We start from the raw sequence: 18,553 nt of genomic DNA, 5'->3' as shown, positions 1-18,553 counted from the left end.
CAGCACCCAGGGGACACCCGCATGATGTGCAGCCTGCGCGGCCTGGCGAACCTCCCCGGCCGTATTGCTCATCAGGCTGGCGGCGTTGATCCAAACCGCACTGGCATGACTGCCGAACACCTTTTGCCAGTCGAGCGCCGCGCCAATTGCGGGTCCCGCGCCCACCGCCAACAGCACGTTGGCAGAAAGGTTAGCGGCAATATAGTTGATCAGCCCGTAGCAAAAAGGCTTGTGCTGTTTGATATGGCTGAGCGCCTCTCGTACTGCGCTGTCGCGCCATGAAAGCTGTTGCATAATAAACCTCATCACCCTGGTAGAAAAAAATCGTCAGTCAGCGGATAAAGATGCCTCTTCCCTGCCCCTTTTCAAGCGGCAGGCCGGGATCGCTCAGCCAGCCGTTTAGCGAATCATCATACAGTCGCAGAGACTGCGGATCTTCGCCTGCGACGGTAAACGCCAGCGCCAGCCCGGCCGCGTTGTGAGTCCGCGCCCGATTTCAGTTGCAGTATTGTGAGCCAAAATTAGCGCTGATTGCGAGTCCGGCCGTTTTCGATTGCGAGCCGCTACACTTAATCCTTGATTTATCTCTATGCAAGGATAAAAATCCATGCTCTTGACATGGAATTACGGAGTTGAGCGATGGCTATACCTGTTTACTTATGGCTTGAAGATGATTGTGGTACACCGATAAATGGTTGCGTTGATGTGAACGGCAGAGATGGAAGCATCGAAGTATTAGAACTAATGCATTCTGTTGAGCAACCTACAGATCATTTGACAGGAAAGGCTACGGCGAAACGCTTGCATAGCTCCTATGCGTTTATGAAAAGCATTGATAGCTCATCCTCTTACCTTTACAAAGCTCTTTCATCCGGTCAGACCTTGAAAAAGGCGGTATTTAAGTTCTACCGAATCAACTATAGCGGACAGGAAGAGGAATACTTTCGAACGACCATTGAGAATGTAAAAGTAACCGAGATAGAGCCTTTCATGATGAATATAAAAAAACCGCAATGGGAAAGGCACGACCATCTGGAATACGTTGATTTAGCTTACGAAAAAATCACATGGCACTATCTGGACGGTAACATTATTCATACTGACTCATGGAAAGGGCGGGCAGCATAATGACATGGGAATACGATGTAGCTACACACAAATTCACCCGTAATGGTGAAACGTACACTGCAGATTATGCAGGTGCAACAGGGTTTAAAAATGACAGTTCACAAGAGTGCGTAAGCGGTAAAGGTCCGCTCCCCAGAGGCACTTATACAATCGGCTCTCCTCACAACTCAGCTCATACAGGCAAATACACCCTTAACCTCACACCGAACCAAAGCAATGCCATGTGTGGACGCTCTGCTTTCCGTATTCACGGCGCAAGCAAGAAGCACCCTCTGGACTCATCGGAAGGTTGTATTATCGCCCCGATTAGTGTCAGAAAGAGCATTTGGGCTAGTGGTGACAGGGAGTTAAAAGTGAAATGAAATATATAATCCTTGCCCTTGCAGCTATGGCTTCTCCTGTTGCTATGTCTATGCAGATGACAGGTTTTGGTGCTAACTACTACCAGGATGATTCATCCATTCCAAACTACGATACCAACATGAATTTATCTCCTCATGTGATTGTTGGCGACAACATCTTTGTTATGGAGTTTAGCAATATTGCAGACATTGCAAAAGCTACTGGCGTAACAGTTAACCAAGGCGATCAAGCCTCGTGGCTTTGCCTTAAATCTAAAGATGTGGACTACTGGTTTATCTCTGATAATGAGATGGGGCAAGGCGATTTAACATCCATTGCACTGACTAAGTCTGGGCAGCAAAAAGGTTGTTCTTCTTACAGTGGTGATTTAAGCGTTTCGATTAAAGGAGTTCCTTTGCTGAAAGCCCCATTAGAGAAACTTTCATCGATATTCTCAAGCAAGCCTGCTGGCAATGTAATCCAGTATTGCAGTGAAATCAACTATGGTGATTTCACCCAGATGAACTGCATCAAATATTATGTTGAAAACAAAAATGTGAGTGGTTTGTTTATTAGCCAAATCACAGCCAGTTAATATCCGCTGGCCACTCGATTGAACATAACATCTGTTTTTTATCGGCACCGCCCGATCCGGAACTGTTTTTCCAGTTCCGTCATACTCTATTTCCCCGCCAGTATCATCCAGTGCGAATCCTCGCCGAATCTCCCTGCTTACGGGTTCACCCTCACGCGGTACCACAGTATCCTGCTCAGGCTCGCGATAAGCAGCTATGTTCAATCGTCATCGGCGAGGTGTCCCGCTATGCTGCGTTGATAAAGCCCGGACGATGCCGGGCTGATGGGATAATTGGGATAATGACGGTGAGGCTTACCCTGTGACGGCCTTACAGAGGACGGAGGCTATCCGCGCCCTGCTACGGCCTTCGGAAGATGGCGATGCTGCGCCCCTCCAGCTCGAACTCTTTCTCACGCGTGATGACCAGACCACGCTTTGCGCTGTCAAAAGTGGTCAGCTCAAGCACCCAGCCCCCTTCGCCAAACTGCGGGATCAGGAACGGGACGTTGCCTTCGAAGGGATTAAACAGCATCAGCACGTCGTGCCAGATACCCTCCTCCTGCTGTAAATCCTCGCGGCCGAGATAGACGCCCAGCGTTGATCCTTCATCCCACTGCTCCGGCTGCTGAAAACCGCCCCCGGCGTTAAACCATTTGATATCCATGCCGTCGCGCCAGTTCTCGCGGCGAAGCAGCGGCTGCGCGGCCCGCAGGGTAATCAGCTGGCGGGTAAATTCGCGCAGCGCATCACTGCTCCCGGGCAGATTGTCCCAGTGGATCCAGGAAACCTCGCTGTCCTGACAGTAACCGTTATTGTTGCCCATCTGGCTGCGGCCAAACTCATCGCCCGCCAGCAGCATCGGCGTACCGTGTGAGAAAAAGATGGTGGTCAGGAAGTTGCGCTTCTGCCGCTCACGTACCGCATTAATGCCTTCGTCGTCGGTTGGCCCTTCGGCCCCGTAATTGTCGGATCGATTATCATTATGGCCATCGTTGTTATCTTCGCCGTTCGCCTCATTGTGCTTTTCGCTGTAGGAAACCAGATCGTTTAGCGTAAACCCGTCGTGGGCGGTAATGAAGTTGACGCTCGCCCAGGGCCGGCGTCCACGCTGATCGTAAAGGTCGCCGGAACCCAGCAGGCGGGCGGCAAAGTCCGTCGAGACGTTATTGCCCTTCCAGTATTCTCGTACCGTATCGCGATATTTGTCGTTCCATTCGGCCCAGCCCGGTGGAAAACCGCCAACCTGATAGCCTCCCGGGCCAATATCCCAGGGTTCTCCAATCAGCTTGAGCCTGGAGAGCACCGGATCCTGCATCACGGCATCGAAAAAGCCGCTGCGCTGATCGAAGCCCTCCGGCTCGCGGCCAAGAATGGTCCCGAGGTCAAAGCGAAAGCCGTCGATATGCATGGTTTCCGCCCAGTAGCGCAGCGAGTCGGTGATCAGTTGCAGTACGCGCGGGTGCGAGGTGTTAACGGTATTACCCGTGCCGGTGTCATTGATGTAATAGCGGTGCTGGTCTGGCAGCGTGCGATAGTAGGAGAAGTTGTCGATGCCCTTGAAAGAGAGCGTTGGCCCCAGCTCGTTCCCCTCTGCAGTGTGGTTGTAGACCACGTCCAGAATCACCTCTATACCGGCGTCGTGGAAGGCACGTACCATATCGCGGAAGCCCTGAATGCCCTTCGGACCAAAATAGCGTGAGGCGGGCGCAAAGAAGCCCAGGGTATTGTAGCCCCAGAAATTCTTCAGTCCGTTGTCGAGCAGGTGCTGGTCATCGGGGAACCAGTGAACCGGCAGAAGTTCGACCGAGGTGATGCCCAGGCTCTTGATATAGTCAACCGAGGCCTGATGCCCCATCCCTTCAAAGGTGCCGCGCAGCTCCACGGGCAGCGCAGAGTTAAGCTGGGTGAAGCCTTTGACATGGGTTTCGTAGATAACGGATTTCGGCCAGGGCACCGAGGGCCGGTTATTGTCCTGCCAGTCAATGGCATTCGGATCGATAACCCGGCACTTAGGCATAAAGGGCGCGCTGTCGCGCTCGTCAAAGGTGAGGTCCTTCTCCTCATGCAGCAGATCATAGGCGTAGTGCGCATCATTCCACTCAACGTCACCGACCAGTTCGCGCGCATAGGGGTCAATGAGCAACTTATTGGCGTTGAAACGGTGACCGTTCTCCGGATCGTACGGGCCGTGAACGCGATAGCCATAGAGCGCGCCCGCCTTCAGACCCGGCACATAGCCGTGCCATACTTCGTGGGTATATTCCGGTAGCGTAAGCCGGGCGATTTCCGTTTTGCCACTTTCGTCAAACAGGCACAGCTCAACGCGCTCCGCGTGTGCCGAGAAGATGGCGAAATTGACGCCGTCCTCATCGACGGTTGCACCAAGAAGATGGCTGGATCCTGCCGTAATTTCAAAAGGTTTACCGTCAGACATTTATCCCTACTCCTGATAATTCATCACTTAACAGCACCAGCGGCGACAGGTTACCCAGCGCCGTTAAAGTCAATCGGTCCACCAGCGAAATGGTTTCACCGCTGAGAACATTTCGGTAGCGTCGGTTTGCGAGACGCTCGGGCAGGATGATTTCCGTCTGCGTCCAGCCCGCAGGGTGCCCCAGGTCGGATCCGTTAACGGCATCAAACACCAGACGCGGCGCGATAACCAGTAGCGTGCCCTCATGCCCCACCCGGGCAAAAGCGATAACTTTCTCTGCACGGTTACCCGATGCGCTAAGCGGCAGATACTCCCCGCGACTAAACAGGGTCGGCATTTGCTGACGCAGATGCAGCAGCCGGGCGATAACCTGTTGCTTGAGCTGGCCATCGAAGTCCCTGTCCGGCGTCAGCGACAGGTTTTCCTCCCCCAGCCGCTCAAGCGCGGTGAAATCCGGCTCGCGGCGGTTATCGGGATCGACAAGGCTGAAGTCCAGCGTTTCGCTGCCCTGATAAATATCCGGCACGCCGGGCGCGGTAAGTTTGAGCGTGGTCTGGGTCAGGCCGTTGACCAGCCCGGTACGGATAACGGGCTGCAGAGAGGCAGTAAAATCGTGCAGGAAGGCGTGACTGGCTGGTGCAAGCAGCTGGCGGGCATAGTTGAGCACCGCCTCTTCGTAGGGCGCATTGCTGTTGCCCCAGTCGGTGCGCAGCTTGGCTTCGCGCAGCGCCTTTTCGACAAAAGCGATAAACCGCCCCTCAAGCGCCTCCAGTCCCGCGTTATCTTCCGGATGCAGGCGAACCGGCCACGCGCCTGCCAGCGCCTGATACAGCATCCATCTGACTGCGGGTTCAGGTGCCGGACCGTCGTCGAGCGTGATGATATGATGCTGGTTAATCTGGCTCCAGCGTGCCACGCACCCGGCCCAAAACCCCGGCGCTTCGGTCAGCGCATAGAGGCGGGCGCGGGCATCTTCCCCGCGTTTGGTGTCATGGGTCGAGGTGGATGAAATCGCGTCCGGCTGCCGTTCCAGTCGTCTCTGCATATCTGCATGAAACCGGGCGGGCGAAAAGTCGCGCGGCAGCGGATCCGCGCCCACTTCGTTGAGCCCGAGGTTCACGCCGTGGCGGAAGAACAGCGTATCCTCTACCGATTTTGCCATCAGCGGGCCAGTAAGCTGCTGGAAGCGAAGGCGAAATGTGACGGCGTCACTTAATGCAGGCTCGGAGAGGTGACCTTTCAGGATCCCGACAATGAAATTGAGCGCCTGAGAGTCCGGCGCATTAACGCCGCCCCTGACCGCTTCAACCACCCGGTCCAGCAGCGCACTGTCGGCCTCCGGTAGTCCCTGTGCGGTGCCATAGGTGCGATACACCGGAAAGGCAACCAGCAGTTCGCGCAGTGCCGCGCGGAGGGGACTTTCGCTTTGCGTCACCCCCTCCTGCGTGGTAATGGCCTGGGCGAGATGCAGTAGTCGGTTAAACTCCCCGGCAAAATTCCTGTCGGCCATCAGCACCTTTGCCGCGCGCAGTTCGCTCTCCATCGCCACGGGCCTGCCGACCTGCTGTTCGTAGTCCCTGCGCAGGTTGCCAATCCCACTGTTATCCACCAGTACGTCGGAAAGCGAAGAGATAAATTCATAGCCCGTGGTGCCGGAAACCGGCCAGTCGGCGGGAAGCTGCTCGCCCTCGCCGAGAATTTTTTCGACCGTAATATAACAGGCGGGTCCGGCTTCCTGGCGAAGACGCTCAAGATACCCTTTCGGATCGGCCAGACCATCGACGTGGTCCACGCGCAGCCCGTCAACCGCACCGGAGTGCACCAGTTCCAGGATCAGCCGGTGCGTATCGTCAAACACGGCGCGATCCTCCACCCGTACGCCAGCCAGCCCGGTTATCTCAAAAAAGCGGCGGTAGGAGAGATCGCTCGCCGCATCCCGCCATGACGTCAGTCGCCAGGGCTGACGCTGATGGAGCGCAGCGATCCCGGCTTTATCGGTCAGCGCGAGTACCTCAGCTTCCTGCCCCTGCCAGGTTTCGGGTGCCAGCGGATAAAAACTCTCGTAGCAGGCCAGCGCGGGTTTGCCGGTATGCGGATCGGCTTTGACTGCGATATCCCCGTTCTCCAGTACCTGCTCAAACGAGTCGCCAAGAAAGGGCAAGGTCAGAGGGCGCGACCAGTCGATATCAAAATGTCGGGCGTAGCGGCTTTTTTCGCCGTGCTCAATCACGTCATACCACCATGCATTCTCCAGCGAGGCGGCCATATGGTTCGGTACAATATCCAGAATCAGGCCAAGCCCTGCTTCCTTCAGTACCCTAACCAGCCGGTCAAAGCCTGCACGCCCGCCAATCGCCGGGTCAATGGCGTTAGCATCGGTCACATCGTAGCCGTGGCCAGATCCAGAGGTCGCCGTAAAAACCGGCGAGGCATAGAGGTGGCTGATGCCGAGACGCTTAAGATAGGGTACAAGGCCAGCGGCCCGGTCAAAGGTCATGCCGTTGCGAAACTGAATACGCCAGGTTGCCGTTGGGATAGTCATTTACTCTCTCCCGGGGCTAATCGTACAAGAATGCTGTTTTGCGGCAGCGTTTCACCGGCTTCAGGCCAGGCGAAGATTGTCTCGCCTGGCTGGTCAGGAAGCGGCTGGGCTGCCGCGCCAATATTCAGCGCCAGGGAGAGGGTCCCCTGTGGGAAGGCCCAGCTTACGGCAACAAAGCCCTCCGCGGTTCTCACCACCCTGCCCGCGTTGCCGCCAGCGGTGGCAAGCAGCGGCACAACAGACTTTTGCCTTAGCGCCAGCAGTTCGCGGGTCAGCGCCAGCCAGTTTTTTCCCTCGTCGCTCTCTGGTTTGCGCCAGTCAAGTTTGGACAGGGCAAACGTCTGCTCTGCGTTAGGATCGGGAACGCTGCCATCGTCATGACCCGCATGCCCTTCAAACTCCTTCGCGCGACCCTCGCGCACGGCCCTGGCAAGTTCGCCATGAAAGTCAGTAAAGAACAGGAAGGGATTCGTTTCCCCATACTCCTCACCCATAAACAGCAGCGGGATATGCGGTGAGAGAAGCAGCATGGCCAGCAGGATCCGGGTGCGATCGGCTCCGGCGAGCTCAATCAGCCTTTCACCCCTGGCGCGATTACCTGTCTGATCGTGATTCTGAATAAAGTCGACAAAGGCCAGCGGCGGCTGACCGCTGCTTTTAACCCCGTGCTTTTTGCCGGTTTGCGCTGAAACCTCACCCTGCCAGGCGAAACCTTCCGTCAGGATGCGGGCAATCAGCTTTTCCGGCTGATGGGCAAAATCGCGATAGTAGCCGTGGGTTTCGCCGGTCGCAAAGACGTGAATGGCATTATGGAAGTCGTCGTTCCATTCGCCGCTATACAGCGGCACGGTGCCATCCTCCCCGCGCGGATGCAGGAAAATAACGTTGCGGTTGTCCTCGGTGGTCAGATGCACGGGACGGTCGGTAATTTCAGCGCGGACGCGCTCAGCAATCTCAATGAGAATGTGCTTCCCGGAGGGATCGTCGATCTGATCGATGGCATCGAAGCGCAGGCCGTCAAGGTTATACTCCTGTAGCCAGTAAAGCGGTGCCTCCGCGATATAACGTCGGACGGCATCGACATCGTAGGCAATGCCCGCGCCCCACGGCGTCATCCGCTCTTTATGGAAGAAGTCCGGTGCCAGCAGCGGCAGATAGTTACCCTCAGGCCCGAAATGATTCAGGACAATATCCAGCACCACGGAAAGGCCATGGCCATGCGCAGCATCGACGAAGGCTTTGAAATCATCCGGTGTGCCATAGGCGGAATGTGGTGCGTAGAGCAGGACACCATCATAGCCCCAGCCGCGATCGCCGCCGAACTGGGACACCGGCAGGAGTTCGATCATCGTGATGCCGGTTGCGGCGAGGTAAGGCAGCTTTTCAATGGCGGCGTTAAAGGTGCCTTCCGACGTGAAGGTGCCAATATGCAGCTCGTAGACCACCGTCTCTTCCCATGGGCGCCCCGCCCAGGCGGTGTTTTGCCAGCGGTAACTCAGTGGATCGATCACTATCGAGGGGCCATTAACATCTGCTTTTTGTGCCCGGGCAGCGGGATCCGGCACCTGCGTGCCGTCGGCAAGCACAAAATTATACTCCGCACCCGGCGCAACGCCCTGTAATGTCGCTTCAAACCAGCCGTCGCCGGCCGGGTCCATCTCTGTGTCTTTACCTGAGAGTCTTAACGTCACCCTCTTCTGTCCGGTCGCCCAGAGACGAAAACGGACTTCACCCGCGCCGACGTATTCCGCGCCCCAACTTTTCGTAAATTTCCCTGACGCCATTCGATTGCCTCGTTTAACCCGTAAGTGAGCAATGGGCGCCATCGCCCGTTTGTTGTTCAGGTGATGCCAGTATAAACCGTTAAAATTTGTGGCTGTTGGGCAGCTGTCATCGGACGGCCGCCCGAAGAACAATCATAGACTATTCCTTACAACCCGTACTTTAAGGTAACCGTCTGTTTCAGGTCGTGCGCTTACCTTAGACGGGCGTTTTAATTACGGAACAACCCTCTGATTAGAAAGGGGAAAGAGGGGCAAAATTTAATCAAAATAAATCATTGAGTCATAACCTGAAAAGCCCTATATTGGCCGCGCTTTATTTATGGCAACAATTAACTTAATTCAATTATTCAACCCGGGCGTTCTCAGACCCCCCGGTTGTAGGAGTGATATGATGACGGATAAAGTCCGTATTGATACTTTAGGTGCGAATTCATTAAACGGAAACAATGAAACCTTTTTAGCCAGACAAGCTGAATTTGAATCGAATGTCAGGAGCTACCCCCGTAAGCTGCCGTTAGCCATTGCGAAAGCACAGGGCGTGTGGATCACCGATGTTGAGAATAATCAATATCTTGATTGCCTGGCTGGCGCAGGTACGCTGGCGCTGGGCCATAATCATCCTGATATTCTGCAAAGCATCCAAAATGTCATTACCAGCGGCTTGCCGTTACATACTCTCGATCTGACTACGCCGTTAAAAGATCAGTTCTCGGCTTATCTGCTCTCTCTCTTGCCCGGCCAGGGTAAAGAGTACTGCCTGCAGTTCTGTGGTCCTTCAGGTGCCGATGCAGTGGAAGCGGCGCTGAAGCTGGCGAAAAAGCACACCGGCCGCACCGGCGTAATCAGCTTTTCCGGCGGCTACCACGGTATGACGCATGGCGCGCTGGCGGTAACCGGTAACCTGGGGCCGAAAGAAGCGATCAACGGCATGATGCCGGAAGTGCAGTTTATGCCTTACCCGCATCTTTATCGCTGCCCGCTGGGCATCGGCGGTGAAGCCGGGGTTAACGCGTTAACCTACTACTTCGAGAATCTGATTAACGATGTTGAAAGCGGCGTGCGCAAACCTGCAGCGGTGATCCTCGAAGCGGTTCAGGGTGAAGGCGGCGTTAACCCGGCACCGATCGAGTGGCTCCAGCGCATTCGTAAGGTGACCCAGGAGCACGGCATTCTGCTGATTCTGGACGAGGTTCAGGCCGGATTTGCGCGTACCGGGAAGTTTTTTGCCTTCGAGCACGCCGGTATCGAGCCGGACATCATCGTCATGTCCAAGGCCGTCGGTGGCGGATTGCCTCTGGCCGTGCTCGGCATCAAAAAGCAGTTCGATGCCTGGGAACCCGGTCACCATACCGGTACCTTCCGCGGCAACCAGCTGGCGATGGCCACCGGCCTTAAGACGCTTCAGCTGCTGAAAGATAATCAGATTGCTGACAAAGTCGCGGCGCAGGGCGAGTGGTTGAAAGCACGCCTGGCGGAACTGCAGGCGCGTTATCCGGTAATGGGCAATATTCGCGGGCTGGGCCTGATGATCGGTATCGAGATCGTGAAGCCGGGCGAAGCGCCGGACCATATGGGTAGCTACCCTGCCGACGGCGAGCTGTCTGCTCTGTTACAGAAGAAATGCTTTGAAGCCGGCTTAATTCTGGAGCGCGGTGGCCGTCACGGTAGCGTATTGCGTCTGCTGCCTTCCCTGCTGATCAGCAATGATGAGCTGGGTATTTTCCTGGAAAAATTTGAACAGGCCCTGTTAGCGGCTGGCGTTCAACCAGTCTGAGTGGAGTAATGTAATGTCCGGGTCAAACCCAATTCTGGCAGGCTCTGCGCAGAGTATCGAAGCCTACCAGCAGGCGATTGCGCAGAGCAGTCAGGCGGTGGTCGAGTGGCTTAAGCAGCCTGAGATGTATCAGGGCAAAACCGTCGCTGAACTGCGTGAGCGCATCGCGCTGGATTTTAATCCTCAGGGCCTGGGCAACCAGGTCGCCATTGAGCGCGCGATTGAATACTTTCTGAAAGACAGCCTGTCGGTGCATCATCCGCAGTGCGTGGCGCATCTGCACTGCCCTAGCCTGGTGGTCAGCCAGGCGGCGGAAGTGTTGATCAACGCCAGCAACCAGAGCATGGACTCCTGGGATCAGAGCCCTTCCGCCACCATCATTGAGATGAAGCTGATTGAATGGCTGCGCGGACTGGTCGGGTTCCCGCACGGTGAGGCGGGCGTCTTTACCAGCGGCGGTACGCAGAGCAACCTGATGGGGCTGATGCTGGCACGCGATGCCTTCTTTGCGCGTCAGGGCCATGCTATTCAGCAGGATGGCCTGGTCGGCGACCTGCGCAAAATCAGGGTGTTATGTTCTGAAAACGCACACTTCTCGGTGCAGAAGAACATGGCGCTGTTGGGCCTGGGCTACCAGTCGGTCACGCTGGTGAAAACCGACGCGCTGGCGCGGATGGACGTGAACGATCTGGCAGAGAAAATCACGCAGGCGAAGGCCCGGGGTGAGCAGATCCTGGCCATTGTCGCCACGGCAGGTACCACCGATGCCGGTGCTATCGATCCGCTGCGCAGCATTGCCACGCTGGCGGCAGAACACCAAATCTGGGTTCACGTCGATGCGGCCTGGGGTGGCGCGCTGTTGCTGTCCGAAAAGTATCGTGATTATCTGGACGGCATTGACCTGGTGGATTCCATTACCCTGGACTTCCACAAGCAGTTCTTCCAGACCATTAGCTGTGGCGCTTTCCTGCTGAAAGATGAGCGCCACTACGAGCTGATGCGCTATCAGGCTGCCTATCTGAACTCCGAGTTCGATGAAGCCCAGGGCGTACCGAATCTGGTTTCCAAATCGCTGCAAACTACCCGCCGTTTTGATGCGTTAAAACTGTGGATGGGTCTGGAAGCGCTGGGACAGCAGCAGTACGCGGCCATTATCGATCACGGCGTGACGCTGGCGCAGCAGGTTGCCGGTTACGTCAGCGAGCAAAGCTCGCTCGAATTAGTGATGCCGCCACAGCTGGCCAGCGTGCTGTTCCGCTATCGCTCGCCGGAGCAGGCAGGCAGTCATAACGATGCCGCCGTCGCGCTGCTTAATCAGCGGATTGGCGATGCCCTGCTGGAGTCGGGCCGCGCCAACGTTGGCGTCACCGAATTTAACGGTGTCACCTGCCTGAAACTGACGCTGCTAAACCCGACCGTCACGCTGGAGGATATCAAAGTCCTGCTGACGCTGGTTGAACGCACCGCCGGACAGCTGCTGACGGTGTAGCTCTCCCGCCGTGAATAGCAAAAAGCCCGCAGGATGATGTCCTGCGGGCTTTTTTTTAGGCAGCGTTTTAGCTGTGGCACCCCGACCAGGTGCCCCATGGCTTACAGCGCCATATCATGCCCGGCCGCAGCCGCTTTTTTCTGCTGACCGGCGTCAGCTGGTGCGTCGCTGGCTTTATCACCCATCTGAATCACCGGCGGCTTAGTCAGCTGTAGCGTGGAGGCGGTATCGTCCCAGACCTTCTGCGTCAGGGCAACGTTGCCATTCAGCTTCTGACCATAGCTCGGCACAATTGAGCGTATTTTGCTCTGCCACTCAGGCGACTTAAACTGCTCGGGGAACAGTTTCTCAATCACGTTAATCGCAATTGGCGCGGCGGTAGAGGCGCCCGGGGATGCGCCAAGCAGTGCCGCCACGGTTTTCTGTTTATCGGTGACAATTTCAGTACCCAGCTTGAGCACGCCGCCCTTATCCGCGTCCTTTTTAATGATCTGCACGCGCTGCCCGGCCTGAATCAGTTTCCAGTCCTCTTTCTTCGCATCGGGATAGTACTCCTTCAGCGATTCGAAGCGGTCCTCGTCGGTCAACATCACCTGCCCGACCAGGTATTTCACCAGGTCGAAGTTATCCATACCCACGTGGGTCATGGGGATAACATTATGGCTGGTGGTGGTGCTCAGCAGATCAAACAGCGAGCCATTTTTGAGAAATTTAGTTGAAAAGGTCGCAAACGGCCCAAACAGCACCACGCGCTTGCCATCGAGATAACGGGCATCAAGATGTGGCACGGACATCGGCGGTGCGCCTACCGAAGCCTGACCGTACACTTTCTCCTGATGACGGCTGGTGATAGCCGGATTTTCGGTCACCAGGAATGAGCCGCCTACCGGGAAGCCGGCATAGTTTTCGCCTTCCGGAATGCCGGTTTTTTGCAGCAGCTTCAGTGCACCCCCACCCGCGCCGATAAAGACATATTTTGCATCGACAACGTGTTGCTCGCCGCTTTTCACATCTTTGTAGGTCACGTGCCAGGAGTTGTCGTCGTTACGCTTAAATTCTGTCACTTCCGCCGAGGTTTTCAGCGTAAAGTTATCATTCTTTTTCAGGCTGCCTACCAGCTGCCGGGTTATCTCACCGTAGTTAACATCGGTGCCCACCGGCGTCCACGTCGCCGCGACTTTCTGCTGCGGATCGCGTCCTTCCATAATTAATGGCGCCCACTGCTCAATCTGCTTATGGTCGGTAGAGAACTTCATCCCCTGGAACAGCGTGGTGGTTTGCAGGGCTGCGTAACGCTTAGTCAGGAACTCAACGTTTTTGTCACCCCAGACAAAACTCATATGCGGCGTCGAGTTGATAAAAGAGTGTGGATTGCTCAGCACGCCGTTACGCACCTGAGTGGTCCAGAACTGCCGGGAAATCATAAAGGCTTCGTTGATTTCCAGGGCTTTACTGAAATCAATCGTGCCATCCGGACGCTCCGGCGTATAGTTCAGCTCCATGTTAGCAGAGTGACCCGTGCCCGCGTTGTTCCAGCCGTTAGAAGACTCAAGGGCCACACCGTCGAGTTTTTCCACCATCAGCTGTTTCCAGCCCGGCTGTAACGTCTCGAGCAGGGTCCCTAAGGACGCGCTCATAATACCGCCACCGATAAGCAGTACATCCGTTTTTTCTGGCGCAGTTTCTGCGCGGGTGGCAGTACAGACCAGTAGCGCTGCCAGCGAAAGCGTGGTGGCGAGTTTTGTTGCTTTAGTCATCAGGGTTCTACACTTTTGTCTAAAAGGGTTAAAAATATCCCCGGAATATTAAAATATTGTTACTTAATGGTTGGTGGTTTTTTAGTTAATTAATTATTAATGTTGGAAGTCGTTTTATTTAGTTACTAAACCTGCAGGTGGAAACGACTGATAATGCCGGTCAGTGACTGCACCTGCTCCTCCAGGATGGTGGTTGCCGTCGCCGAGGCCTGCACCAGGGTGGCATTTTGCTGGGTGACGCTGTCCATTTCGGTGACCGCCACGCCAATCTGACTGATGCCCTTGCTCTGCTCAGAGGAGGCAGACGCAATTTCACTCATCAGCGAGGTCACGCCGGTCACAGAGGTGATAATCTCTTCGGTCGTGCGTGTGACCAGCGCAACCTTCTCTTCTCCCTGTTTGACGTTCAGATTTGAATCGGCAATGAGCTTTTCAATCTCACGCGCTGAGTGCGTACTGCGCTGCGCCAGCGTGCGAACCTCATTAGCGACAACCGCAAAACCCCGTCCCTGCTCGCCCGCCCGCGCAGCTTCAACGGCGGCGTTCAGCGCCAGAATATTGGTCTGGAAAGCAATGCCATTAATCACCGAGGTGATTTCGCTGATGGCCGTGGCGCTGGTACGGATATCGCTCATGCTGCGAACCACATCCTGCATGGCTTCTCCGCATTGACGGGCGGTGGCCGATGCCGATGCCGCCGCGCCGCTTGCCACATCCGCATTCGCCGCGTTCAGGGTAACGGTAGAAGAGAGCTGTTCCATACTGGCTGCGGTCTCCTCCAGCGCAGCGGCCTGCTGCTCGGTGCGGCTTGAAAGGCTGTGATTACCGTCGCTGATTTGCGCGGTGACGCGCGCGACTTCTCCGACGCCCTGCACTATTTCGCCCATCAGCGTATTCAGGCTCCGCTGCATCCCTTCCAGCCCCTGTAACAACCTGCCCACTTCATCATTGCGGGCGGGCGGGAAGCGGGAGGTCAGATCGCCTTCACCTATTGCCGTCGCCACTTCTCCTGCCCGACGCAGGGGTGCTATCAGCACGCGCCGCAGCAGCATCGCAATCACCAGGCCGGTAAGAATAAACAGACCGAATGAGACTATCGCGGCAAGGCGGGCTGTCCAGCTGTCGCGATCCGCCTGCTGCGTGATTTCGACTGAAGCCTGTTTGTGCAGAGCGATAACCTTATCAAGCGGTACGCGGTAGGCTTCGTCCAGCGCTACCACCCGGGTACCCGCCAGTTGCAGGAAAAGGGGGACATCCTTTTTCTCCAATGCAGTGAAAAGCGCACTGACGCCCTGCCCGGTATAGTCCGTATAGCGTGCGGCCAGCTCATTTGCCAGCAGCTGCTCCCCGGGCATTTTCGGCGCCGCCTGATAGGCCACCATAAATTTCATGCCACCATCATAATAGAAGCGCGCCTGCTTCAGCGCGCTGTTGAGCGCCTGAGGATCGCTGTCCGTCACGTGTGGCACCGCAGCAAGCAGCGTGGTTCGGGCTGCCCGCATCCAGTTAGTGGTATCGGCCACGCCCAGAGTGGCCGATACCTCACGGTTCAGGTTTTTGAGAGAATTGGCGCTACGCTGCAAATAATGTGCGCTGAGCAGTGCAGAGGCGAGAAAAACCCCCAACAGGCACAAACCTGAAACCAGCAGTAGAGTGGTGAGACGGATATTTTTCAGCATAGCGATAATCTCTTTGGGAGGTTATCGGGTTATCGGCAAAATCGAATGAGTTTGTTAGCAGAATGTAAACTTATTGAGGCTAAATGTGATATGCATCGTAGTATTTATGCAGCGGGAACATCAGTTGCCCGACATAAAGTGGTTGGGATCACAGGATGTGAGACTTATCACAGACAGATCCGAGGTAGAACACAGGATGTGTTTTGGGCTCAGGCGCTATGCCGTAACGGTTCCGAGGCCCTTAGCCGTCCGTTAATGCGTGAATCAGTCATGCTGTACGCTGCACAGGAATAACGTACTCAGTGGCAAATTTGTTCCAGTTCATCATCAGAGAGGCCAGTCAGATCTTTTACCGAATGCAGCGGCATGCCCGCTTTAAGAAGGTTACGTGCAACATCCTGCTTTCCTTTTTGTTCACCGAGCTGCATACCCTTCTCAATACCCTTCTCAATACCCTTCTGTTCAAGCTGGTTCGCAATCGTCATCAATTCGTTCCCATGCTGCGGCACTTTTTGCGCCAGGTTACGTACAAAGGCTTCGGCGTCATCCGTTTCACCCGCCTGTACAAGATAGTTTATCAGCGAAACCAGCTGTTGTCCCGTCAGGTTGCTGCCCAGCAACGCTGTTGATAGCCGATCCAATAAATCGCTCAGGTCACGGCGATGAATATGTTTTTGCAGCAGCGTGAGCGCCGCCATGCTGCGATGATTCATGATGTCATCATCAGGAATAACCGTCACGTCTACCAGTTGAAATGCCTTGCCATAAAGATTACCGGCCAACCCGGGATCATCAAACTCCTGCAGCCAGTTGGTAGAAAAGGGGTATGGGCTACGCCGGCCTGTGTAAAACAACACAGGGATAACCAGTGGCAGCTTTTTATGCCCGGCGTCCAGATGGCGCTGCATTGCCGCTATCGCATAGCGCATCAACCGAAAAGCCATATGCCGATCGGGTGTTGACTGGTGTTCAATAAGCACGTGAATGTAGCCATCACCGGCACAGGTTTTGAGGCTGTAAAGCACGTCACTGTAATAAGCGCGCAGGTTGTCTTCAACAAAGCTCCCCGATTCAAGCTTCAGGGTAGACAGGTTGCAGATCGTACGCAGTTCAGGCGACAGATGGATAGTAATGAAATCCCTGGCGGTATCCGGGTGGGTCAGAAATGCCTTAAACGCTGCGTCATGCGGTATCGGCGTGTACTTCTCCATGCTTTCAGCTTCCCTCTGTGAGCACAACACGGCGGCAGGTCAGAAATATAGGGTAAAAGCTACCCTGGCCTCAGCCTGTTCCACTGGCAAAGTAATCACCTAATAATAATCGTTATAATCTGCTGTTATAAATAGAAAAATATCTAATATTAATCGTTTTCGGGGCACTCCCAGCTCAGGGATGATTGATACTAATAACGAGGAGGTCTTAACGACGCGTTTTGAAAAGAGAGGGAGCGTAGCTTGTCGCCTTACAATGCGATGCGCAGTGAAGAGAGCGACTGTTGCAATGGCAGCCATCATGGGTATGGAATAACCCTCTGAGGAGTGACTACTCAGAGGGTTTGAACGTCTGAACGCGGATATCAGCTTCTGTGGACAGGAAACCTCAACCCTGAGGCCCCTTAAGGTTTAAGGATTACCTTGGTCCAGTCTTTATCGCGGGAATCAAAATGCTTGTAGCCCTCTGCCGCATCGGCCAGCTTCAGACGCTGGGAAATAATCTGTGCCGGATTGGCTTTTCCTTTATGGATAAGGTTGGCAAGCTGACGATTATAGGCTTTTACGTTCGCCTGACCGGTGCGCAGTGTCTGGCCTTTGAACCAGAAGCTGCCGAAATCGAACGGCATCTTCCCTTCCTTCGCCAGATCGGTGCTGCCACCCGGATCCTGTGGCACAAATACGCCCACGGCGCCGATACCGCCTGTGGCTTTGGTCGAAGCGACCAGGCTGTTCATGGTTGCGCTATTATCCTCTTTACCGTGCTTATTGCAGCACTGATAGCCTACGCATTCACAGCCGCGATCCGTTCCTTTGCCATCGGTCAGGTCCAGGATCTTTTGCACCGCCTCGTCACCTACCGCATTGATTGCGGTCGCGCCCATTTTCTCGGCCAGCGCCAGGCGATCGGGATGGGTATCCACAACGTAAACACTGGCCGCGCCTTTGATCAGGGCTGAGTGAGCGGCCATCAGGCCAACCGGTCCGGCACCGTAAATCGCCACGCTTTCACCTGCCCGCAGGCCTGCCAGCTCTGTTGCATGCCAGCCGGTGGGAAAGATATCGGACAGCATGACATAATCGTCCTCTTTTTCGACCGCATCTTTCGGCAGCGTCAGGCAATTAAAGTCTGCAAAAGGCACGCGCAGCAGCTCGGCCTGCCCGCCTTCCCAGGGGCCCATCTCTGCAAAACCATAGGCCGCGCCTGCTGTGCCAGGATTGGCGGTCAGGCAGTAGCCGGTCAGGCCTTTTTCACAGTTTTCACAAAAGCCACAGCCAATATTGAACGGCAGACAGACATAATCGCCTACTTTCACGCGCTCAACGCCGCTGCCGACCTCAATAACCTGGCCCATATTTTCATGGCCAAGAATACGGCCCTGCTCAAAACTGGTTCGTCCCTCATACATATGCAGATCGGAACCACAAATATTGGTGGTGGTAACACGAATCAGGGCATCAGTGGGTTTGACAATTTTTGCATCCGGCACATCCTTCACGGAAACATCGTACGGGCCATTATAAATAACCGCTTTCATAATTCTCTCCTGTATATTGCCATCGCATCATGACGTTACTGATACCTGATAAAACGTAGTTCCTCCTGAATGATTTCGCCATTGCATTAAGAAAAGCTTACAAAAAGCCTCTCAGCGATTTTAGCAAACATATAATTACGCAGATTATTCCTAAGCGATACCGCCGCTATTTCGCAGATTAATCTTAAAAATATAATATTGGGAAGCAAGCCCGTTTAATTTAGTCAGCCTGCTGATTTTCATCATTTATAACGGTGCAGAGCACCCACCAGATTGCAATATTTAATCACTGTGCTGA

The 18,553-nt window shown here is 55.0% G+C and carries 13 protein-coding genes (1 of these 13 only partly in view); 5 read left to right on the top strand and 8 right to left on the bottom strand.

What is annotated here, in order from left to right; translation table 11 throughout:
• On the bottom strand, positions 1-294 hold the 5' portion of the coding sequence (locus A1830_RS03650) for a hydroxyethylthiazole kinase (protein WP_067702235.1). It extends 219 nt beyond the left edge of the window; 294 of the gene's 513 nt are visible here — the first part of the coding sequence; the start codon lies at positions 292-294; its stop codon lies off the left edge, out of view.
• A 345-nt stretch (positions 295-639) separates the two neighbouring features.
• Here A1830_RS03650 and tssD point away from each other — a divergent pair, with 345 nt between their 5' ends.
• From tssD to A1830_RS03640, 3 genes are read left to right on the top strand one after another with little or no spacing between them, the layout of a single operon-like run.
• Complete coding sequence (gene tssD / locus A1830_RS03645) at positions 640-1,128, top strand: type VI secretion system tube protein TssD (RefSeq protein ID WP_067701882.1); 489 nt, start codon at positions 640-642, stop codon at positions 1,126-1,128.
• Complete coding sequence (locus tag A1830_RS21125; protein ID WP_369815687.1) at positions 1,107-1,490, top strand: tlde1 domain-containing protein; 384 nt, start codon at positions 1,107-1,109, stop codon at positions 1,488-1,490. The genes tssD and A1830_RS21125 overlap by 22 nt, the downstream gene beginning before the upstream one ends.
• The gene (locus A1830_RS03640) at positions 1,487-2,065 is read left to right on the top strand and encodes a hypothetical protein (protein ID WP_067701879.1); all 579 of its coding nucleotides are present in this window, start codon (positions 1,487-1,489) and stop codon (positions 2,063-2,065) included. Before A1830_RS21125 ends, A1830_RS03640 begins: the two co-directional genes overlap by 4 nt.
• Before the next feature lie 340 nt (positions 2,066-2,405).
• Here A1830_RS03640 and glgX read toward each other — a convergent pair whose 3' ends face one another.
• From glgX to treZ, 3 genes are read right to left on the bottom strand one after another with little or no spacing between them, the layout of a single operon-like run.
• Entirely contained in the window at positions 2,406-4,481 is a 2,076-nt protein-coding gene (glgX, locus tag A1830_RS03635) for a glycogen debranching protein GlgX (protein ID WP_067701876.1), read from the bottom strand.
• Positions 4,474-7,023, bottom strand: a complete 2,550-nt coding sequence (gene treY / locus A1830_RS03630) for a malto-oligosyltrehalose synthase (RefSeq protein WP_067701873.1) — start codon at positions 7,021-7,023, stop codon at positions 4,474-4,476. Before treY ends, glgX begins: the two co-directional genes overlap by 8 nt.
• A complete protein-coding gene (gene treZ / locus A1830_RS03625; RefSeq protein WP_067701869.1) occupies positions 7,020-8,807 on the bottom strand; it encodes a malto-oligosyltrehalose trehalohydrolase in 1,788 nt (595 codons plus the stop codon). The genes treY and treZ overlap by 4 nt, the downstream gene beginning before the upstream one ends.
• A 391-nt stretch (positions 8,808-9,198) precedes the next feature.
• Here treZ and A1830_RS03620 point away from each other — a divergent pair, with 391 nt between their 5' ends.
• Both A1830_RS03620 and A1830_RS03615 read left to right on the top strand, forming a co-directional pair.
• Positions 9,199-10,581 carry a diaminobutyrate--2-oxoglutarate transaminase gene (locus tag A1830_RS03620; RefSeq protein ID WP_067701866.1) on the top strand — a complete coding sequence of 461 codons (1,383 nt, stop codon included), beginning with the start codon at positions 9,199-9,201 and terminating at the stop codon, positions 10,579-10,581.
• A 13-nt stretch (positions 10,582-10,594) separates the two neighbouring features.
• A complete protein-coding gene (locus tag A1830_RS03615; protein WP_067701863.1) occupies positions 10,595-12,070 on the top strand; it encodes a pyridoxal phosphate-dependent decarboxylase family protein in 1,476 nt (491 codons plus the stop codon).
• Positions 12,071-12,171: 101 nt separating this feature from the next.
• On the opposite strand, the gene mqo is transcribed toward A1830_RS03615, so the two are convergent.
• From mqo to A1830_RS03595, 4 genes are all read right to left on the bottom strand, one after another.
• A complete protein-coding gene (gene mqo / locus A1830_RS03610; protein ID WP_067701860.1) occupies positions 12,172-13,827 on the bottom strand; it encodes a malate dehydrogenase (quinone) in 1,656 nt (551 codons plus the stop codon).
• A 125-nt stretch (positions 13,828-13,952) separates the two neighbouring features.
• On the bottom strand, positions 13,953-15,506 hold the full coding sequence (locus A1830_RS03605; RefSeq protein ID WP_082804072.1) for a methyl-accepting chemotaxis protein: 1,554 nt from the start codon (positions 15,504-15,506) through the stop codon (positions 13,953-13,955).
• A 299-nt stretch (positions 15,507-15,805) separates the two neighbouring features.
• A complete protein-coding gene (locus tag A1830_RS03600; RefSeq protein ID WP_067701857.1) occupies positions 15,806-16,717 on the bottom strand; it encodes an Rpn family recombination-promoting nuclease/putative transposase in 912 nt (303 codons plus the stop codon).
• Between the two features lie 404 nt (positions 16,718-17,121).
• A complete protein-coding gene (locus A1830_RS03595) occupies positions 17,122-18,255 on the bottom strand; it encodes a glutathione-independent formaldehyde dehydrogenase (protein ID WP_067701855.1) in 1,134 nt (377 codons plus the stop codon).
• Between the last annotated feature and the right edge of the window lie 298 nt (positions 18,256-18,553).

Origin of the sequence: Erwinia sp. ErVv1 (genome assembly GCF_900068895.1) — a bacterium.
In the GTDB taxonomy this organism is placed as follows: Bacteria; Pseudomonadota; Gammaproteobacteria; order Enterobacterales; family Enterobacteriaceae; genus Erwinia.
The sequence above is the reverse complement of the archived record's forward strand: the minus strand, read 5'-3'. Positions and strand labels throughout refer to the sequence as shown.

Coding starts and splice junctions, on each gene's coding strand:
- tssD (WP_067701882.1), top strand. CDS start 640: ATGGCTATACCTGTTTACTTATGGCTTGAAGATGATTGTGGTACACCG.
- A1830_RS21125 (WP_369815687.1), top strand. CDS start 1,107: ATGGAAAGGGCGGGCAGCATAATGACATGGGAATACGATGTAGCTACA.
- A1830_RS03640 (WP_067701879.1), top strand. CDS start 1,487: ATGAAATATATAATCCTTGCCCTTGCAGCTATGGCTTCTCCTGTTGCT.
- glgX (WP_067701876.1), bottom strand. CDS start 4,481: ATGTCTGACGGTAAACCTTTTGAAATTACGGCAGGATCCAGCCATCTT.
- treY (WP_067701873.1), bottom strand. CDS start 7,023: ATGACTATCCCAACGGCAACCTGGCGTATTCAGTTTCGCAACGGCATG.
- treZ (WP_067701869.1), bottom strand. CDS start 8,807: ATGGCGTCAGGGAAATTTACGAAAAGTTGGGGCGCGGAATACGTCGGC.
- A1830_RS03620 (WP_067701866.1), top strand. CDS start 9,199: ATGACGGATAAAGTCCGTATTGATACTTTAGGTGCGAATTCATTAAAC.
- A1830_RS03615 (WP_067701863.1), top strand. CDS start 10,595: ATGTCCGGGTCAAACCCAATTCTGGCAGGCTCTGCGCAGAGTATCGAA.
- mqo (WP_067701860.1), bottom strand. CDS start 13,827: ATGACTAAAGCAACAAAACTCGCCACCACGCTTTCGCTGGCAGCGCTA.
- A1830_RS03605 (WP_082804072.1), bottom strand. CDS start 15,506: ATGCTGAAAAATATCCGTCTCACCACTCTACTGCTGGTTTCAGGTTTG.
- A1830_RS03600 (WP_067701857.1), bottom strand. CDS start 16,717: ATGGAGAAGTACACGCCGATACCGCATGACGCAGCGTTTAAGGCATTT.
- A1830_RS03595 (WP_067701855.1), bottom strand. CDS start 18,255: ATGAAAGCGGTTATTTATAATGGCCCGTACGATGTTTCCGTGAAGGAT.